Here is a 16776-nt window from a genome sequence, read left to right as displayed (position 1 = left end):
CCTTCGGAAGTCGCAACAAGCGGCGTGTTTCGAATGGCGACGGCGCGCGGTGCCGCGCGTCGTCGGCTCACGCGCTTCTCGCGAGCGGAAACTCGATCGTCACTTCAAGCCCGGGTCCGGGCGAGCGGTTGCGCAGCCGCAGCGCGCCGCGATAACGGGCGACGAGCCGCTGCACGATCGCCATGCCGAGGCCCGTGCCGTTGGCCTGGGTGCGCGCCGAATTCACACGATAGAACGGCCGCGTGACGAGCGCGAGCTGGTCTTCGGGAATGCCGGGGCCTTCGTCGACCACCGAGAGTTCGACGCGCGAGTGCGACACGCGCGTTTCGAGAATGACGTGCGGCACACCGTCGCCGTCGCTGAGGCCATATTTGCGCGCGTTCTCGAGCAGATTGCCGACCACGCGACGCATGTCGGTTTCATCGGCCTCGATCACCGCCGACGGAGCGAGCCGCGTGATCAGCCGCATGCTGTCCTCGCTTTGCATGCGTGCGGCGAGTTCGCTCGCGATCACCGAGAGGTCCACCGGTTCCGGCACACGCTGAACGGGACGCGCGTAGTCGAGGAAGCGGCCGATGATCATGTCCATCTGCTCGATGTCGTCGACCATCGCGTCCTTGGTGGCCTGATCGGACGGGCTCATTTCGGTCTCGAGCCGCAGCCGTGCGAGCGGCGTGCGCAGATCGTGCGAGATGCCCGCGAGCATCAGCGCGCGGTCCGCCTCGAGCTGTTCGAGGTCGCGCACCATCTGGTTGAAGCTTCGATTGGTTTCGGCGGCCACACCCATGCCGCGCTCAGGCAGCGGCTCGGGCGATTGCCCCGAGCCGACCCGGCGCGCGGCCATCGCCAGACGCGCGAACGGCCGGTTTACCAGACTCGTGATGAATGCCGCGCCGAACAGCGACAGCGCGAGCGCGAACACGCCCCAGCCGGCCCATTGCAGGCCGGTGGCGTTGTCGAGCTGATCGCGGTCGAGCGCGACCCAGTAATCGTCGTCGTCGATCTTGAAGCTGATCCATACGCCGTTGATATCGTTGACGCTCTGCGCGATTATGGTGTCGTCGCCGAGACGGCCGCGGATGTCGTGCTCGATCAGGCGATTCAACGATTCGTCGGGCTGGAGTTTGTATTTGTCGGTGGCTTCGCGCGGGTACACGCGCACCCCTTCGTTGCTCTCCAGATCCTGCAGCAGCGCGCGCCGCAGGTCGGGATCGGAATAGAGGAGTGCGGTGCGCGTGAGCTTGACGATCGCGACGAGTTGCAGAGCCACGCGCTGCGCGCGCGGCTCACGCTCGATCACGCGAAAGCTCTGGAACCACGCGGCGAGACTGACTGCGATCAACAGCGCGATCAGCAGAAAGGTCCGCCAGAAAAGGCCGCCGAACGCGAGCGTCAGGAGGCGCCGGTCGATCCGCATGGGCCCTTCTTATGTGACACAGAAACGAAAACGGAGCACAAACTCAGGCTGCACCGTCGGGGATGAAGACGTAGCCGAGGCCCCACACGGTCTGAATGAAGCGCGGGCTGCCCGGATCCGGCTCGATCAGCTTGCGCAGACGCGAGATCTGCACGTCGAGGCTGCGGTCGAAGACCTCGTATTCGCGGCCGCGTGCGAGTTCCATCAGCTTTTCGCGCGACAGCGGCTGACGCGGATGACGCGCGAATACCTTCAGCACCGAGAACTCACCGGTGGTGAGCGGAATTTCCTGGCCGGCCTTGGTCAGCGTGCGGGTGGCGAGATTCAGCGCGAACTCGCCGAACTCGAAGACCTCGGTGGTCTCGGACGGCGCACCCGGCAATTCGGACGGCGACTGGCGACGCAGCACCGCGTGAATGCGCGCGACCAGTTCGCGCGGATTGAACGGCTTGGGCAGATAGTCGTCGGCACCCATCTCGAGGCCGACGATGCGATCGACATCCTCACCCTTGGCCGTCAGCATGATGATCGGCGTGCGGTCGTTGCTGCCGCGCAGTCGCCGGCAGATCGACAGGCCGTCCTCACCGGGCAGCATCAGATCGAGCACCAGCAGATCGAAGCGCTCGCGCACCCAGAGCTTGTTCATTGACGGCGCATTTTCGGCGACGTAGACGTTGAAGCCTTGTTCGCCGAGGTAGCGGCGCAGAAGATCGCGCAGGCGTGGATCGTCGTCGACGACGAGGATTTTCGAAGGGTTTTTGGTTTCCATGGTCGGCATCTTAGCGCGATTAGAAAGTGGTGCGCGGTTACACCATTTCTGGGGTTACAGTCGGTTACAAAATTTACCCGCGGTGTGGCGCGACGTAAAGTATGCGCGTTTAGACTGCTTTACTGAATGCGGCTGTTCGGTGGATACTTCACTCGACAAAACTCTCGCACCCGGCTGTTACCGGGGTTTGTATACGCATCTGAGGTAGCCGGTTGCCGCGCCACGAAGGGAACAACATGAAGGGAGGGGTTTGGCCAAACGTGCGCCTGAGCGTGATTGCACTGGCGGTTGCCGGTACGCTGGCAGGCACACTGGGCCCGACGCTCGCTCATGCGCAGCCGTCCGCGGATAGAGCGGCGAGCGAGCATGCGCCCCGCTCGGGCAATGGCAGAACCAGCCGCCACAACCAGAGCATCGATCGCCCTGCCTCTGACGCGATGCTGCGCACCGCGGTTCCCCCCGATCTCGATCAACGTCGCCGCGACGGGCATATGACGCCCGAGGAGCGTCGGCTGTTGCGTCAGCACATCGAAGACGCCGTGCGCGAGTTGTACAAGCGTTAGTCCCAGCGCGCGCATTGCCGCGTGAAAAATCTCGTTGCGCTCACGAGCGCGCGCCGCGAAGCGATATCGCGACCTCTCGACTGTATTCGAGCCGATCCCAACGCGCGCCGAGCGCAACGCATGGACGCCGGATCAGCGTCACATCTCCGACACGCCGGACCCGGCACGCGTCGAGCCGATCGCCCTGCAGTTTCGCGCGAGCGGTTATGACATCGAGGTGACGCTACGCGCGCTCGGCGACATCCTGTTCTACCCGCCGAACGTCAAAGGATGGCCGGGCGGCGCGTCCTGGATCAACAGTTCAACGCTGAAAGGCGGCAACGACGGTTTGAACACCGTGATCCCGTTCGCCGATCCTGCGTACCTCGTGCTGCGCAAAAATATCGGCATCAAACGCGAACAGATGATCCAGCTCGACGAGCGCACCGCGCTGCATCCCGCGTTGGAGCCGCTGATGCCGCTCTGGCGCAGCCGGCAGACTGGGACACGATACGACGAAAGCGTCTATCTAAACGCATTGAGGAAGCGAGGCTCGCCCCTTCTTGCAAACCTCATGCTTCCCCCTTCTAAAAGCTTGACGGACTGACTCAGGGCGTGAAACGGCAATGCAGGTGCTGGCCGCTTCGGACACGCTGAAGATAGCTGGCGCCGGACGCGCGCCACTGGAGCAGCCGTTGAGCGGGCAGGGCGTGGCCGTGATCCGGCTAACGCTGAACGGTTTCGATACGCACCAGAACCAGCCGGGACAACAGGCCGAGTTGCTCAAACAGTTCGCGGAAGGGATGGTGGCGATGCAGGCCGCGCTCGTCGAGTTGGGCCGGTGGAACGATACGCTCGTGATGACGTACGCGGAATTCGGGCGCCGTCCGCGCGAGAACCAGCGCAACGGCACCGATCACGGCACGGTGGCGCCGGACTTCGTGACGGGCGGTCGCGTGCAGGGCGGTTTGTTTGGCGTGCCGCCGATGCTTGCGCGGCTCGAGGGGAATGGCAACCTGCCGGTCGGCGTGGATTTTCGCCAGCTTTATGCGACGGTGCTCGGGCCCTGGTGGGGGTTGGACGCGCCTGCGACTTTGCAGCAGCGGTTCGAGCCGCTGCCGTTGCTGCGGGCGTGAGCGCTGGGCGCTGGGCGCGAATCGACGCGCCCGGCGCTCAGGCTACTTCGCGCGCCACGTGATCCATAGCTTGCGGATCGGCGTCAACGCGATGCGTTGATGCAGCACGTGATAACCGTCGCGCTCGATTTCATCGAGCAACGCCAACGCGAGCGCCGCGAGCGCGAGCAGCGTGCGCTGCGCGCGCCGCGCGCTGGCGGGCACCGCGGCGAGCGCGGTCTGCACCGCGTCGCGCGCGCGATTCGTTTCGAACCGCATCAGCTCGGTGAAAGCGTCGGTGTATTTGCGGTTGATCAGATCGGCGGCGGTGACGTTGTAGCGTTGCATCTCGTCGATCGGAACGTAGATGCGGCCGTGCCGGGCATCGTTGCCGGTTTCGGCGACGAACTGCGCGAGCATCAGCGCCTCGCCGAGCGGAGCGGCCCACGCCGACGCATGCGCGGCATCGTCGGCCGATCCGGTTGCAGCCGCGCGCGACACCAGCGACGCAAAATTGCCGCCGACACCATGCACATAGCGCCGCAGGTTCGGATAGTCGAGATAGCGTGCCTGGTCGAGATCCATCTCGAAGCCCGCGAGCAGTTCCTGCAGAGCCGGAGATTCGGCCTGCGCGTCGGGCAGATAGGCCGCGAGTGCCTTGGACACCGGATGCGACGGCGAGCCGGCGGCCAGCGCGGCAATTTCTTTCTGCCACCACGCGAGCTTCGTGCGGCCGACCGCCGGATCGCTCGTCTCCTTGACCGTTTCCTCGAACTCGCGACGCAATGCGAAGAGCGCCGTCAACAGCGGCTGACTGGCGGCGCGCGCCTGGCGAAGCGCATAGTAGGTGCTCGATCCTGGGGGCGCCGCTTTCTGCTGGCAATAGTCGTCGAAATTCACGGGATGGGAGTGTGGGGAAGGACTGGCGAGAAGGGTGCCGACGTCCGTCGCGGCGCCCGTCTCGACGAGCCGAAAATTGTAGCATCGGCGTCGCGCGCGCAGATACCGCCGGGTGCAGACAAGCGCGAATCAATCGGTTAGAATCTCGCGCTTACGCTTTCGGGCACGTGTTCAGCGCGCTTGGGAGTGCACAGGACAATCGGGCGCGACGCATTGCGGCGTACCCGGCTGCGAGGGTGGCGAAATTGGTAGACGCACCAGGTTTAGGTCCTGACGCCCGCAAGGGTGTAGGGGTTCGAGTCCCCTCCCTCGCACCATTAAGTGCTTGATATCTATAGAAATATCACTTTCAAGCCGGTAAAAATCTAGCCTGTTTTTGCTCCGATTCCATCCGATTTGCCAGCAAATTTGACAGGCTTTGCTGCAGGGTGGAATCGGATGGTGTAACGTGGCGACATAAACAATCTGTTGATGTGCTTGCGCCACCGCACATATTTGTTCAAGATCATAGGCTACGCTGCCGTAAGCAGAGATGTCGTTGCATTGCAGTCAGGGTCAAGAGCGGTAGTTTCGATGGAGTTCCGCGTTACAGATGATCATTAAGGCACAAACGACATTCGCTGACCTGCTCAAGGAATTGCACGAGTTGCAAGAGCGGGGGAAGTTTTTTTCTCCTGACTCGGCTGCGGCTGTGAGCCTGTCGGATCGTATCGCCAAGCTTCGAGAGGCCTCGGATCAGCAGGCTTTGCTGTTGCGTGGCCTCTGGCACATGCAGTGCGGCGACGCGGCCGCAGCGGTTCGCAAATTGACTGAGATTAAAGATAGCGAGCTTAATCCCGGGTTCCACCGATTTTGCGTTCTCGTGAACTTGGGGTTTGCGACTGAGGCACTCACCCTGTTCAAGATTGTTGGTTCTCCAACGACGGGGCAGTTCACGGTTAGCGTTCCAGGTGGCTTAGCAGCTGGAGCAATTGGGACGATTGCTGGTTTTATCAACCAAGCCAAATCCATGCACCTCTCCAATTTAGACGGAATTGCAGCAGATAAGTTATTGCTCGCGGGTTCTATACTTGAGAGTTACGGCACGAAAGACGAAGAAATCGCCAGAGTTTTGGACGTTTCAGGAGCTGTCATTCGAGAGCACGGACTGTTGCACTTAGGTCACGTGGATGTCGATGCTTCGGAAACCTCCGGTAAGGTTACCCTGCGTTATAGGTTGGCGGTCGACCCGGATCAGGCTATTTGGTTATACGACCAATTCCTCGATAGACTGTACGACGAGGAAGTGCCAGTTCCCAATGGCCTGATTGTGGTCTATGACGCGGACGAACCGGCTCCGTTTGCTGGTGCAGTTTATAAAGACTCAAAATCACAAGAAACTCGCGTATGAGCGTCACGTCGACTGACTTGCTGGCGACAGCCCAACGAATTTTCGATACCGGCAGTACGGAAGCAGATTGGCGCGCGACTTGTTCGCGTGCATATTATGCTGTCTATCACGACGGGCAGGCATTCGCCGATTCCTTGGCAAAGGCAGCGTATCCCGGGACCATTCCGGCCAATACTCCGCCTGGAATGCATCACAGGTTGTATACGGGATTGAAAAATCCGACAGTTCCGAAGACAGATGCCCGTAACAAGCAGTCGTTCAAGTTGGGCTTAATGCTCGAAAACCTGCACGCGGCCCGCATCGATGCAGATTATGAGCCGGGGAAGGCCGTCACGCGGCGCGAAGCTCAAGGCAGTATGACGACGGCAAAGAATGTCCCGAACGTTTTGCTCGGTCAGACCGTTGGCACCCCTCTGCCGAAGTTCTTGAATTCGAGCGCTGGCCCAATCACGGTGCCGCCCCCTCAGCCGCCATCATCGACACCGACTCAACCGCAGCCGGCAGCCCGGGGTGGCCTCAAAGTCGTGAAGCAGTAAAGCCGCGCGCGGGTTATCCAGTCTGACGCTTCGCGCGATCCGACAACCCGGTAGTGCCGACCGCGAACTTCTCAACCGCTCGGTTGCCCGCCGACTCGTCGGCAGACGGCATCCAGCGGCCATACACGCGGGCGATCATCGTCCAATCAGCGTGTCCCATCTGTTTCGCAACCCACATCGGATGTTCGCCGGCTGAAAGCATCATCGATGCGTAGGTGTGGCGGGTCTGATACGGCCGTCGATACCGGATGCCGGCGTGCTTCAAGGCGGTCTGCCAGACCCGCCAGAACTGGTGTGAACCGGTGAACCGCTTGCGGGTCGTCGGGTTGACGAACACCGGGCCGTCCAACTCGGCCATGAACGTCAGTTCTTTCTGCGCGAGCAGGGCGGTGCGCGCCGGCCCGAGCAACTTTACGTCACGGCGCCCCGCCGTGGTCTTTGGCAACTCGGCCACGCCCTTGGCTTCGCGCGTCAGCGCTCGTCGCACGCGCACATAGCCGCCGATGAAGTCGATGTCGGACCAGTTGAGCTCGATCGCTTCTGATGTTCGCAGACCCGTCCACAGAAAGAACTGGGTCAGGTTACGCTCGCCGGCGCGCATCTTCGATAAGATCGCCGCCTGCTCGTCTGATGTGAACGGATCTACTTCGTCGTCTGGCTCGCCGGCGACAGGGCGCTCAATGCGTGAATAGGTGTATCCGGCCAGTGGGCTTGCGTCGATGATCTCGTCAGCGACCGCGTCGCCGAGCGCAGATCGCATGCAACTCTGGATGTTGGACAAGCGCTTGTTGGTGACCTTCTCGTCTTTCTTTTCGTCGATGGTCGCGAGCCAGTCGCGGATGGCTGCCCGCTTCAGATCCGACAGGGCAAGTTTGCCGAACTTCGGGATGACAAACCGATTGACGATCCCGTAATAGCCCTTGTAGGTCGAGGCCTTGATTTCGGATTGCTTCCGCGTCAGCCACTGGTCGAAATATTTTTCGACGGTGAGCACGTCGCCGGGTCGCTCGGCGAAGGCGGCGGCGTGTTTCGAATTCGGAAATGTCTTCGCGTAGTCAAACTCGCCCTTGTCGATCGCGTGACGGACCGCCGCGGCGAACTGGCTCAGCTTTCGAGTGTTGGCAGGACAGGGCTTCGCTTTGACGCGTTCCCGGCAGCGCTTACCTTTGTAGGTGAAGGCGATTTCATAGCTGGAGTCTGAAACGACTGTGACCCCTGTCCCTTTTCTACCCATTCGTCGTATGCCTCAAGATCCATAACGATTTTTTTGGTACCTGGCTCGTACCGCCAGACCGAGCCCTCTGGCCAGATGCCTTTGCATTTTCGCGTGTAGACAGCCGCCGCGGTGTACCCGGTGAGTTCGCAGAACTTGGCGATGGTCACGAAGCGTACCATTGTGCCCTCGTCAGTCCGTTCGGAGCGCGCCGCTTTGGGCGTGAGCCGATCGGTTGAAAAAGTCGTTGCGCTGCGCGGGCCATGCTAGGATTTTTCTAAAAGGGGCCACTGACCTATGGAAAAAGCTGACTTTGTTACAGCAGTTCTTGACGCAGCCAGGAACCGCGGATTTCGCGTCGAGCGGAACCGCGACGGGCTCAATCAGATTTGCTTCAATGAAAAGAGCAGGAAATCGCTGCACCAAGGACATTTGGAAAGGCTTTTCCCCGCGATCCTTCAGGCCGGGTTGTCGAAGTCGCAGATGAACGCACTTATCGACGGAGTCGCGCCGGGCCGGCCTTGCACGCACCGCGGTATGCGCGAAATCGTTGTTCAGTTGCAAAATGTTTCCGCGAGGTAGCCGCATGGACGTTCGTCGGTGAAAACGTGGATTCAGCCCTGCACCGCTTGCGCAGACCTGTATGGGCAGCCGGCCACCGCCGAGCCACACGAAGCGCTGACGCTCAACGGTGCGGGCGCTGTGAAGGACGCGCGAGTAGAGGCGCACTACACCTGCCTGCAATGTGGCGGCGTATTTGCACGAATTCTCGCTGGCCCGGCCGGCCGGCAGACATGGATGCTGCTGAACGCCGGGCAGCACTGACAGGCGTCTGGCGTTCACGCGATCGCCCCTAAGTCGTGCATTTGCCGCAACTGCGCGGCAAGGTCTGGCGTGATTTCGAAAAAGTTGAGTGCTCCCTTGCAGGCAACGAAAGGCAGCGGCTTCGACTCCACGACATGAAAGCCGTATTGGCCTTCGACGTGCCACGGTGACGTGCGATCGTTGGGCGTGACGCATCCGTCGATCGTTGCGACGCCGACGATTCCGCCGCGTTGTAGCTGGTCGAACGGAGGCAGTTCGATCGTCGGGCCGCCGACCGGCCAGAGGGGATCCTGTGCTGCTTCGTACTCAGCGCGCGTCATGCCTCTGGAAGCGTGAATCAACACGCGCCCGCGTATCCTCGTCGACCAGCTGCGGTTTTCGATGTCCTTCAGGACCCCGGCGGCGATTGCGGCGGCGCGGGCAGGACCAGTGAGGTCCGGGCGAAGAATCAGCCAACACCAAGGTTGCCGGATGGAGATCGCTCTCATGCTAGGATTCCTCTGAGGTCTAAACGGGGGCGCACATGAATTGGAGCGACTTGGCGATCGTCTTTGCGACATTGATGGGACCTATACTTGCCGTCCAGGCGCAGAAGTGGATCGAGCGAGGACGCGAGCGAGGCGCGCGAAAGCACCAGATTCTTCTCTCGTTGATGGCAACCCGTCAGGCACGTCTGTCGCCCGAACATGTTCGATCTCTCAACATGATTGACCTTGCTTTTTACGGTAGCGAGACTCGAGGTCGTCGAAGCCGGACTAAGGCGGAGCAGGCTGTAATCGATGCTTGGCGTGAATACCTCGATAATTTGAATATTCCAGATCCGGCCGAAGACGCAGCAAGGGCCGCCTTTTATGCCAGTCGAGACGAACTGTTCATCAATCTGCTCGCTTCGATGGCGAAAGAGCGGCGCCTTGATTTCGACCGTGTCCAACTTAAGCGCGGTGCATACACTCCGAAAGCACACGGTGACATTGAAGGATTGCAGGCGATTGTCCTGCGCGGGGCAGCAGGCGTACTTAGTGGCAAGGAACCGATCAAGATCGCGCCATTCACGGTCAATGCTCCGGCTGAGGGCGCGGCTGAGCCACGGCCACAGGCGCAAGGCTAGTAACAGCGGAAACGTCGCAACGAGTTCAATCATGGGGGTTGTCATTTTCATGTGCACATAACCATGCGGCCGAAGGACGCTCGCATGTCGTCGACGTAGACAGTCATGGGCAGTCCTTATTACTTGATGGAGATGTCAGGGAGGATCACCGACGGCTTGAAGATGACCTTGTAGTGGTAACTACTCACGTCCGCCCCATCGACCTGTTCAACAAAATACGTCACGTTGTCCGACAGCCCCAAGAAGTGCTTCTTATAGCTCTTCGGGCCGGTCTTGCAGGTGATTGACACTTCGCGCACCTTGTCGGCATTGCCGAGCGAGCATAGCCCCTCGATGCTCAGCATGTAGTCGCCGGTGATGCCGTTGTAGAACACGACCCTTCGATTGATCTGGAAGTTGTCAGCGGCTTTCGACAGGTTCTGCGATGCCACATCGGCGTCATTACAGCCAGCCAATGCAGACGCACCACACACGAGCACAGCGGAGAGCAACAAACGTTTCACTTTGTTTTCATGGTTCATGATCAACATCCTTTGTGGTTTGGTTAGGAAGATCAGGCAGAGGAATGATCTTCACGAGCGTTCCTTTGGGGGTGGCGTCGATGGCAGCATCGAGACTCGCCTTGTCGTAATAGTCGACACCGCAAAAGCAGATCGGTAGGCCGGAGTCGAAGAACGCTCGATACCGCTCTGCATCCCTGCGAACCTCGCCAATGAATCCCACAAGCTCATCCCTCTCGCGCTCTCCGTTATCTCCGCAAGCCGCGCGGATCTCGCATAGCAGCGTGGAAAGACGGTCGGAGTCATCGGGATCATCCAGATGAGTATCGGCGCCGGGTGCTTTAGGCAACGGCATCCAGTGCGTCGGTTCTACGCGCCAGCAATTCGGAACGTTGTCGGCTTCCTCCGAGGTTTCGAACCAACCTGGCTCTACGTCGTCGGGTTCTTCCCAGTACTCAGCGATGTACGCCTCTGACATCCATTGGCCCCGCACCGTGCGCCACTTGCCTGCCATATTCAGATAGCCAAGCAGAACGGTGCTGCCGGTCTTCGGCGCCGTCTCGATTAGCCGCCACGCATCCCTGATCTGCGCTCCATCCTGGGGTGGGGTGGCGTAGAGCTTCGTGCCCGGCGCTGGCATCTTGCCGTTGCGCCACAAAACCGCTTTCAGATCGCCGCCGAACAACACGACTTCGCCCACAAGTTCATCGGCGGCCGTGGCTTGCGTGGATGCGGCGCGCGCTTCGAGCATGTATCGAATCCGATCTTCGATCAGCCCGACCCATTCCGCGTTCGGCTTGGTAAGGCAGATGCCCTTGATCATCAACGCGCAAGCCGTTATTGCCGCATTCGCGCGCTCGTGGTTCTCTACAGAGTTCTGCAGTTCCAGAAACACAGGCTTGAATTCACCGGCCGAAAGATCGGCAAGCACTCGCGAATGCTCAGTGCCCTCACGGTATTCCGCCTCCCGCTCGTCGCTCACAGTCGCGGCAGAGCGAGGGAGAGGGGCGGCGTACTCCGGGTGGCGCGCGATGAATGCCGGGAGCGCCGCTTTGAACGTCTCGACGTACTGGTCGCGCTCTTGCCCCCAGTTGAGGTCGCACTCGTCGGCGGCCTCCCGCTCGTCGTGTTCGTCGGGCACCTGGTACGTGAAAAGATTCTCGATGCCCGACAGGCAGCGCGAACGGCGCTGCATGTTTTCGAGGTTCGTCATGAGGATGCCGGGCGTGCGCGCCAGCGCGCCCATACCGACGAGGTCGTAGACGCGTTGGAGCGTCTCGGATTTCGCATCAGCGTCTGCCACCGGCTCTGCACTGGTAGCAGCGAAAGCGGCGCGGCGATTCCACCTCGGCACGTCGGTGCACGAAACTTCGAACCCGCTGAGAATGCAATCGGCTGGCGGGTGATAGTGAAAGCCGGCGTCGCTGGCCTGCGAGAGACCTGTGCCACAAAGCGGGCACGCAATTGGTTGATTCGTATCCATTGCTTTAAGCCTTGATTGAGGCAGCACGGCGGCGCGCTTCCTGTGCCATCGCGAAAATGTTCCACCATGAATGAGGCCAGTCGATTGCACGCCGATGCGTCGAAAGTTCGGTTAGCAAGACCTTGGCCGAGTACAGGTGCCACTCTCGGGCTGTCATGATTGATGCCCCCGCAATTTGGAAAGAGATACCGGCTTTCGAGGCGTGGAATGTCTCTGCGGCAGCCGGCGAGCCGCCGGTTCGTTACTGCGCGAACGGATTGCCGAAGAAGAACGGATTGCCGGTCTTGTCCTTGATCATTTCGATGACCGTGTTCGAAGCAGCTTCGAGTACCTTGTCGGCACGCACCAGCTCGAACGAGAACGTGACTTTCTGATCGCGCGTACGGTATTTCAGACGCGCCTCGACCTGATAGGCGTCGCCATTCCAGAACACGGGCACGCCAATGCAGAACTTCGAGAAAACATCCATCTTGGCGATCGTCTGGGAGTCGTCGTCCTGGATGAATGACATGCTGATGCCACCGTTCTGCAGGCGGATGTGGCTCTTCAGGCGCATGTCCTGCGTCGCCTCGAACTGGAGCGCCATTTCCAGCATGGCAGCGCCCGAGGGCATGCCGGAGCCGTCGGGGCTAACGATGTCCTTCCGGTTTTCCTCGATGAACGTCGCGAAGTCGAGTTGGCTCATCGACTTGCCGCTCGAATCACTCCATCGATTCCATTCCGTACTGAAGCGGGGCGTGAAACGCGCGACGTGGTCGCGCCATGCAGCTTTTGACGCGTCTTCCCCGTTGTCATTCAGGATGGCGGTGAAGTCCACCTTTCCGGCCGCGTAGTCGGCGCGGCACCAGATCGTCGAATCAACCAGCGAACCGTGACGTTTGATGTAGTCGATATAGCAGTCGACGTCGTTCATCTGGATCGTCGCCGTCTTGCGCAGTGGCGCCGGTAGCCGCTTGCTGTCGTCCTTCTCGAGCAGATTCCAGCCCGGCGGCATCGCGATGCGGGTGATCGCAGCATCGGGGACGGATCCAATCTCGATCGGCTCTTTAATCTCGCGAGCGAGGGTTTCGGCGAAGTTGTCGGATTCGTTGAGGGTTTCCATATTCTCTTAAATGTCCTGTCGTGTGAAGGAAGGGTTATGCCGTCTTGAGGGTCGACGGCGGGGCGTCTGAAGCGCTCGGAACCTGCTTCAGATCAAGCTTTTCCTGACGTGGATCGTCGACCAGCAGGTTGCCCTCCGGCGTCGCGAAGAACAGCGCTTCGATCGGCGCGTCGGCCGGTTTCTTCGTCGTGATCTTCGGCGTGATGACCATGGCGCCACCACGGGTTGCCTTCTTGACGTTGAGCTCGAGCACGAGCTTGCCGGAGCCGCCGTGTTCGTCGATCGAGCGCACGAGGTCGGCGAATTGCTCGCTTGTGTTATCGAGTAGCGCTCCGCCGGCGATCTGGCGAAGAACATCGGTGATGGGTCTGACAGCAGACATTTGGACTCCTATTCTTTTCTGGTGCTGCATGGAATAAAAAGGGCCTACTTACAGGAGGAATCAGCTTTCGGCCAACGGGGACGGGGCAGTGTCGCCGGCAGCGCGGTCTTTTCCGCTGACAGCGACGAGTCGCAATGAGCGCGGAGGGCGCCACGGCTGACGGATATTGAATGTTTCAGGGCTGGTCGCTGGCTGTGCCCATGGAGCAGGATCAATGGTCCTGCGACAGTTGGCGATGGCGAGCGCAACACGCCACGACGGATTACGTTTTGGGTCACTGTCGCCACCCATCGCAACGAGCGCGCTCGAAAGCGCATCGGCGCTGACGGGAATGTTGGCGGCAGGAATGCGGCGGTGCATGATCAGACTCCTCGCCCGGGAACTGAAGCAGGCCCGGCATCAGGTGACGTGGCATTGATGCAGTAGCTGCCGACCGTAACCGCGAGCAGGAACAACATCGTCATGACAGCCGTGGCGAAGCGATGGCGGCGCGCGCATCGGTCGAGGCGATACACCAGCCGGTCGCTGCGGAGCAATATGAAGAAGGCCGCGGCGACGATCGAGAGCACGAACCACGCGGCCAGCACGATGATGGCGGTCATCTCACTGCGCTCCAAGGAGGCGGCACAGCAGCTCAACCACGACCGGCGACGCAGCGAGGAACGCGAAGCAGAGCAGCGGGCGCTTCGTCGTGCGGCGTGCGTACTGGTCGGCTTCAGCTGCTGCGTCGCGCCGCGGGCGGGCAGCCTCTGGCTTGGCGTCGACGCCTTCGCCGATCAGCCCGGCAGCGCGTTCGCGTTTGAGATGTTCGGTCAGCGCGCCGTGCGGTTTCGGCAGCGCCCGCAGCACAAGCAGGTCTTTGGCGAGCACGGACATTACTGCACCCCCGCAATGATGAATGTGCGGTGATCCGGCGCGACCTCGGTTGACTCCGGCTCCGCGGTCGTCGTTGCTGCGTCACGAGCGCGTAACGCCCGGGCCTCGATTGCCTGGTTAAAGGCGTGCAGCAGCACGAGTCCCGCGTCGAGCGGTTCGCCGTCGATCAATGCGACTAAGCAGCGCTGTTGCGTCGCCTTGGGTTGTGCTTGGAGCGCCGCTGCGATGTCGGCGACGGTGATCGAATGGACGACTGCCAGATGTTCGTCGACGATTTTTTTCGCGGGGTGCGATGCCAGCGGCGCAGAGGGTGGAAGGTGGTGCATCCTTGCTCCATCGGTTGGGTGGCGATGGAGAGAAGGTTAGTGAATGCTAAACTTATAGTCAAGTAATAAATAAACTTCGGTTTAGGTGATGCTTAATCCGCCAAGTCCGGGTCGAGCTTGACGTAGTAGGAGAGCGCTTCCACGAGTGCATAGCGCGTCAAGGCGTCATTCGCACAATACTGGCCGGTTCGGTACACGCGATGATGCTCATCGTGTCCGAATTCGATAACGATGCGACCAAGGGGGCGGCGATTCTTGGATGGCAGAGGCACCTGCTGAGCAACGCCGCCGCCGGACTGGCGACGTCTTTCGAGATACGGCGCGAACGAAATGACGTTCACAGCTGCTCAGACACAAACGGGCCGAACGCTTCTTTCGTCGCGTCGTATAACGTCGGCTGTTTTCCGCTTTCTGGTCCAGTCGGCATGTCGGCAACCCGCAGCTTCGGCTTTAGCGCTGTGCGCTCGAGCTGAATTTCTCTTCTGTTGAACTGCCCGTACGGTACCGGTTTCCACGGTCCCGCATAAGGTCGGGAAACCTGGACGCGTCCAGGAAACCTGGACACCACCCAAAGCCAATATCGGCGGCCTTCTCCGGGTTTTCGTGTTGAAATCAGTTCACAAAATGACGACGCTTTTGTAACAAGGCACGAAAATTGGAGGGCAAAATGTCGGACCTAGCTTTTGTGGATAGGCTCGGTAGTGCGCGGTTGCATCATCTGCAGGTACTGGTCGCTCTTGCGGACGCCGGCAGCATCCGCAATGGAGCACAAATGCTCAATGCCCCCAAGTCGACGGTCGGCTCGAGTATTCATCAGTTGGAGGCGTATATTGATGCGCGGCTGATACAGGGAACGTCGAGCGGCATAATGCTGACCGACCAGGGGCGGATTCTGGTGCCATACGCGCGCCGTATCGTTACGGAGGCGAGCCGCGCGGAACGGGCACTCCATGCAACCCATCGGGAGCGGCGAGACATCTTTTCGATAGCTGTGACGCCTTGGGTGACGTTGACATTCCTTCCGGAAGCAGTGGAGCGCTTTCGGGAGCGAATGCCAAATGTCCGGTTCGAGTTCTTCGAAGGGCTGCCGGCGCTTGTGTATCCGGGTTTGCGTGACGGCAGCATAGAACTGTCTATCGGACGGGAAATGCCCGGTGAAAAGAATCCGGACATCAGTTTCAGGCCGCTCGTATCTTCAAGCATGGCGATCGTGGTTCGCCGAGGGCATCCGCGTGCCGACAGTCGCTCACTCGCGAATCTGCTTGATCTCGAATGGCTCATGGCATTGGATGCGGAGTCTGAAGGCCAGATACCGTTCAGGATGTTTGAGCAGTACGGCTTACCTATGCCGGCAGTCATCCACTTTGGACATTCGCTCACCTTCTCCCTCGCACTATTGCCGAAGACGGACATGGTTGGCGCTTTCATGTGGCCGCTGATTGAGGTCAGCGCGGCCCGCGACAACCTTCGGGCGGTGCCCATACGAGAGCATGTCAACGACACGGTGATCGGCCTCTTGACGCGAAGCGACGTTACTATGAGTCCTGCCGCGAACTGCTTTATCGAATGTCTGATCGACACGATCCGTGACAGCATGAGTTCGTCCGATCCCGATACCAGGCGGGTGATGCATACAGTCGAGTTACTGATCTAGAAGGGCAAACTCCGCTGCAAATTTCTTACGGCGCCTGATCCGTGCGCGGGCCGGCGACATGCATACAAGAAGCATCGAGCAGCGCGGGGCAGATGTGGCAATGGCGCGAACAGGTTAACCAATGAACGATATAGCTTGTATCTCAAAAATCACCGTTCAATAGATAATAACTATCTATTTGCCGTAAAAATAGCCGCTCGCGCGGCTGACCTACTCATTTGCTGCATGTTTTCGACGTCGGCGCGGCGGCGGCGCGATGACGACTTCGGCATGATCATCGACCGCTTCAGAAGAGAGTGCTGACGCGCCTAGAAGGACTTGGAGTGCCTGTGCTATTCGCATGATCTCCGTATCATCACGCCCCTCAACGACCTTCAGCAATAGTGACGCCCCAGGGCCAAGTTTCCCGTCGGAGTCTACCGATTCGTCATCTAAGGTTCGGTCGAGGACGCCTTCACCCATCCCATAATCGCGTTCCAGACGTCGTGCAGCGCGCTCGCCAAATGATGCTCCACCCAGCAACTGGGAGAAATAACTCTTCTCTTTGGGGGGCACGGAGTGGCTTTCAGTCCACTTCAGCAGGTTGGCGCGGCGAACGTCTTGGATATCCATACCGTAAGTTTAGTCAATTCTAAATT

Annotated in this window: 21 protein-coding genes, 1 tRNA gene and 1 pseudogene; 9 read left to right on the top strand and 14 right to left on the bottom strand. The window is 60.2% G+C overall.

Features of this window, described 5'->3' with window-relative positions; translation table 11 throughout:
• Positions 1 to 67: 67 nt before the first annotated feature.
• Positions 68 to 1417 (bottom strand): ATP-binding protein, encoded by a 1350-nt coding sequence (locus tag F6X39_RS17280; protein ID WP_184033441.1) that lies wholly within the window; start codon positions 1415 to 1417, stop codon positions 68 to 70.
• Positions 1418 to 1460: 43 nt separating this feature from the next.
• Positions 1461 to 2195: a two-component system response regulator OmpR gene (gene ompR / locus F6X39_RS17275; protein ID WP_006048917.1), complete on the bottom strand. Its 735-nt coding sequence runs from the start codon at positions 2193 to 2195 to the stop codon at positions 1461 to 1463.
• Positions 2196 to 2422: 227 nt separating this feature from the next.
• Here ompR and F6X39_RS17270 point away from each other — a divergent pair, with 227 nt between their 5' ends.
• Together F6X39_RS17270 and F6X39_RS37620 are read left to right on the top strand one after the other, a co-directional pair.
• The gene (locus F6X39_RS17270; protein ID WP_184033443.1) at positions 2423 to 2749 is read left to right on the top strand and encodes a hypothetical protein; all 327 of its coding nucleotides are present in this window, start codon (positions 2423 to 2425) and stop codon (positions 2747 to 2749) included.
• A gap of 307 nt (positions 2750 to 3056) precedes the next feature.
• Positions 3057 to 3864: pseudogene (locus F6X39_RS37620) on the top strand (DUF1501 domain-containing protein); the annotation flags it as partial.
• Positions 3865 to 3906: 42 nt separating this feature from the next.
• Here the strand turns inward: F6X39_RS37620 and F6X39_RS17250 are convergent.
• A complete protein-coding gene (locus F6X39_RS17250; RefSeq protein ID WP_187617495.1) occupies positions 3907 to 4743 on the bottom strand; it encodes a squalene/phytoene synthase family protein in 837 nt (278 codons plus the stop codon).
• Positions 4744 to 4973: 230 nt separating this feature from the next.
• On the opposite strand from F6X39_RS17250, the gene F6X39_RS17245 reads away from it, so the two are divergent.
• The 3 genes from F6X39_RS17245 to F6X39_RS17235 all read left to right on the top strand — a co-directional run bounded on the left by F6X39_RS17245 (position 4974) and on the right by F6X39_RS17235 (position 6669).
• Positions 4974 to 5060, top strand: a tRNA-Leu gene (locus F6X39_RS17245).
• Between the two features lie 275 nt (positions 5061 to 5335).
• Positions 5336 to 6133, top strand: a complete 798-nt coding sequence (locus tag F6X39_RS17240) for a hypothetical protein (protein WP_187617494.1) — start codon at positions 5336 to 5338, stop codon at positions 6131 to 6133.
• Positions 6130 to 6669 carry a hypothetical protein gene (locus F6X39_RS17235; protein ID WP_187617493.1) on the top strand — a complete coding sequence of 180 codons (540 nt, stop codon included), beginning with the start codon at positions 6130 to 6132 and terminating at the stop codon, positions 6667 to 6669. Before F6X39_RS17240 ends, F6X39_RS17235 begins: the two co-directional genes overlap by 4 nt.
• A 13-nt stretch (positions 6670 to 6682) precedes the next feature.
• Here the strand turns inward: F6X39_RS17235 and F6X39_RS17230 are convergent, their stop codons facing one another.
• Positions 6683 to 7903 carry a site-specific integrase gene (locus tag F6X39_RS17230; protein WP_187617492.1) on the bottom strand — a complete coding sequence of 407 codons (1221 nt, stop codon included), beginning with the start codon at positions 7901 to 7903 and terminating at the stop codon, positions 6683 to 6685.
• A gap of 276 nt (positions 7904 to 8179) precedes the next feature.
• Here F6X39_RS17230 and F6X39_RS17225 point away from each other — a divergent pair, with 276 nt between their 5' ends.
• Both F6X39_RS17225 and F6X39_RS17220 read left to right on the top strand, forming a co-directional pair.
• Positions 8180 to 8464: a hypothetical protein gene (locus tag F6X39_RS17225; RefSeq protein WP_187617491.1), complete on the top strand. Its 285-nt coding sequence runs from the start codon at positions 8180 to 8182 to the stop codon at positions 8462 to 8464.
• Between the two features lie 18 nt (positions 8465 to 8482).
• Positions 8483 to 8707 carry a hypothetical protein gene (locus F6X39_RS17220; protein ID WP_187617490.1) on the top strand — a complete coding sequence of 75 codons (225 nt, stop codon included), beginning with the start codon at positions 8483 to 8485 and terminating at the stop codon, positions 8705 to 8707.
• 14 nt (positions 8708 to 8721) lie between these two features.
• On the opposite strand, the gene F6X39_RS17215 is transcribed toward F6X39_RS17220, so the two are convergent.
• A complete protein-coding gene (locus F6X39_RS17215) occupies positions 8722 to 9195 on the bottom strand; it encodes an ASCH domain-containing protein (RefSeq protein WP_187617489.1) in 474 nt (157 codons plus the stop codon).
• Positions 9196 to 9230: 35 nt separating this feature from the next.
• On the opposite strand from F6X39_RS17215, the gene F6X39_RS17210 reads away from it, so the two are divergent.
• Positions 9231 to 9815: a DUF6680 family protein gene (locus tag F6X39_RS17210; RefSeq protein WP_187617488.1), complete on the top strand. Its 585-nt coding sequence runs from the start codon at positions 9231 to 9233 to the stop codon at positions 9813 to 9815.
• 119 nt (positions 9816 to 9934) lie between these two features.
• On the opposite strand, the gene F6X39_RS17205 is transcribed toward F6X39_RS17210, so the two are convergent.
• From F6X39_RS17205 to F6X39_RS17170, 8 genes are all read right to left on the bottom strand, one after another.
• Entirely contained in the window at positions 9935 to 10336 is a 402-nt protein-coding gene (locus F6X39_RS17205; RefSeq protein WP_222945237.1) for a hypothetical protein, read from the bottom strand.
• On the bottom strand, positions 10326 to 11798 hold the full coding sequence (locus F6X39_RS17200) for a hypothetical protein (RefSeq protein ID WP_187617487.1): 1473 nt from the start codon (positions 11796 to 11798) through the stop codon (positions 10326 to 10328). The genes F6X39_RS17205 and F6X39_RS17200 overlap by 11 nt, the downstream gene beginning before the upstream one ends.
• A gap of 241 nt (positions 11799 to 12039) precedes the next feature.
• Entirely contained in the window at positions 12040 to 12900 is an 861-nt protein-coding gene (locus F6X39_RS17195; protein WP_187617486.1) for a DUF2303 family protein, read from the bottom strand.
• A gap of 34 nt (positions 12901 to 12934) precedes the next feature.
• Positions 12935 to 13282 (bottom strand): hypothetical protein, encoded by a 348-nt coding sequence (locus F6X39_RS17190; protein WP_187617485.1) that lies wholly within the window; start codon positions 13280 to 13282, stop codon positions 12935 to 12937.
• Positions 13283 to 13644: 362 nt separating this feature from the next.
• Positions 13645 to 13884: a hypothetical protein gene (locus F6X39_RS17185; RefSeq protein WP_187617484.1), complete on the bottom strand. Its 240-nt coding sequence runs from the start codon at positions 13882 to 13884 to the stop codon at positions 13645 to 13647.
• 1 nt (position 13885) lies between these two features.
• The gene (locus tag F6X39_RS17180; protein ID WP_187617520.1) at positions 13886 to 14158 is read right to left on the bottom strand and encodes a hypothetical protein; all 273 of its coding nucleotides are present in this window, start codon (positions 14156 to 14158) and stop codon (positions 13886 to 13888) included.
• A complete protein-coding gene (locus F6X39_RS17175) occupies positions 14158 to 14484 on the bottom strand; it encodes a hypothetical protein (RefSeq protein ID WP_187617483.1) in 327 nt (108 codons plus the stop codon). Before F6X39_RS17175 ends, F6X39_RS17180 begins: the two co-directional genes overlap by 1 nt.
• Before the next feature lie 92 nt (positions 14485 to 14576).
• Positions 14577 to 14825 (bottom strand): hypothetical protein, encoded by a 249-nt coding sequence (locus F6X39_RS17170; protein ID WP_187617482.1) that lies wholly within the window; start codon positions 14823 to 14825, stop codon positions 14577 to 14579.
• 326 nt (positions 14826 to 15151) lie between these two features.
• Between F6X39_RS17170 and F6X39_RS17165 the strand changes: the two genes are divergently transcribed.
• Positions 15152 to 16138 carry a LysR family transcriptional regulator gene (locus tag F6X39_RS17165; RefSeq protein WP_187617481.1) on the top strand — a complete coding sequence of 329 codons (987 nt, stop codon included), beginning with the start codon at positions 15152 to 15154 and terminating at the stop codon, positions 16136 to 16138.
• Between the two features lie 210 nt (positions 16139 to 16348).
• Here the strand turns inward: F6X39_RS17165 and F6X39_RS17160 are convergent, their stop codons facing one another.
• Complete coding sequence (locus F6X39_RS17160; RefSeq protein WP_187617480.1) at positions 16349 to 16750, bottom strand: hypothetical protein; 402 nt, start codon at positions 16748 to 16750, stop codon at positions 16349 to 16351.
• Between the last annotated feature and the right edge of the window lie 26 nt (positions 16751 to 16776).

The sequence above is a fragment of the Paraburkholderia sp. UCT2 genome (assembly GCF_014397665.1).
Lineage (GTDB): Bacteria > Pseudomonadota > Gammaproteobacteria > Burkholderiales > Burkholderiaceae > Paraburkholderia > Paraburkholderia tuberum.
Note: the sequence above shows the minus strand (reverse complement) of the source record. Positions and strands in the feature narration are given on the sequence as shown.

Coding starts and splice junctions, on each gene's coding strand:
- ompR (WP_006048917.1), bottom strand. CDS start 2,195: ATGCCGACCATGGAAACCAAAAACCCTTCGAAAATCCTCGTCGTCGAC.
- F6X39_RS17235 (WP_187617493.1), top strand. CDS start 6,130: ATGAGCGTCACGTCGACTGACTTGCTGGCGACAGCCCAACGAATTTTC.
- F6X39_RS17210 (WP_187617488.1), top strand. CDS start 9,231: ATGAATTGGAGCGACTTGGCGATCGTCTTTGCGACATTGATGGGACCT.
- F6X39_RS17270 (WP_184033443.1), top strand. CDS start 2,423: ATGAAGGGAGGGGTTTGGCCAAACGTGCGCCTGAGCGTGATTGCACTG.
- F6X39_RS17160 (WP_187617480.1), bottom strand. CDS start 16,750: ATGGATATCCAAGACGTTCGCCGCGCCAACCTGCTGAAGTGGACTGAA.
- F6X39_RS17180 (WP_187617520.1), bottom strand. CDS start 14,158: ATGTCCGTGCTCGCCAAAGACCTGCTTGTGCTGCGGGCGCTGCCGAAA.
- F6X39_RS17185 (WP_187617484.1), bottom strand. CDS start 13,884: ATGACCGCCATCATCGTGCTGGCCGCGTGGTTCGTGCTCTCGATCGTC.
- F6X39_RS17225 (WP_187617491.1), top strand. CDS start 8,180: ATGGAAAAAGCTGACTTTGTTACAGCAGTTCTTGACGCAGCCAGGAAC.
- F6X39_RS17280 (WP_184033441.1), bottom strand. CDS start 1,417: ATGCGGATCGACCGGCGCCTCCTGACGCTCGCGTTCGGCGGCCTTTTC.
- F6X39_RS17230 (WP_187617492.1), bottom strand. CDS start 7,903: ATGGGTAGAAAAGGGACAGGGGTCACAGTCGTTTCAGACTCCAGCTAT.
- F6X39_RS17205 (WP_222945237.1), bottom strand. CDS start 10,336: ATGAACCATGAAAACAAAGTGAAACGTTTGTTGCTCTCCGCTGTGCTC.
- F6X39_RS17165 (WP_187617481.1), top strand. CDS start 15,152: ATGTCGGACCTAGCTTTTGTGGATAGGCTCGGTAGTGCGCGGTTGCAT.
- F6X39_RS17175 (WP_187617483.1), bottom strand. CDS start 14,484: ATGCACCACCTTCCACCCTCTGCGCCGCTGGCATCGCACCCCGCGAAA.
- F6X39_RS17240 (WP_187617494.1), top strand. CDS start 5,336: ATGATCATTAAGGCACAAACGACATTCGCTGACCTGCTCAAGGAATTG.
- F6X39_RS17195 (WP_187617486.1), bottom strand. CDS start 12,900: ATGGAAACCCTCAACGAATCCGACAACTTCGCCGAAACCCTCGCTCGC.
- F6X39_RS17215 (WP_187617489.1), bottom strand. CDS start 9,195: ATGAGAGCGATCTCCATCCGGCAACCTTGGTGTTGGCTGATTCTTCGC.
- F6X39_RS17200 (WP_187617487.1), bottom strand. CDS start 11,798: ATGGATACGAATCAACCAATTGCGTGCCCGCTTTGTGGCACAGGTCTC.
- F6X39_RS17190 (WP_187617485.1), bottom strand. CDS start 13,282: ATGTCTGCTGTCAGACCCATCACCGATGTTCTTCGCCAGATCGCCGGC.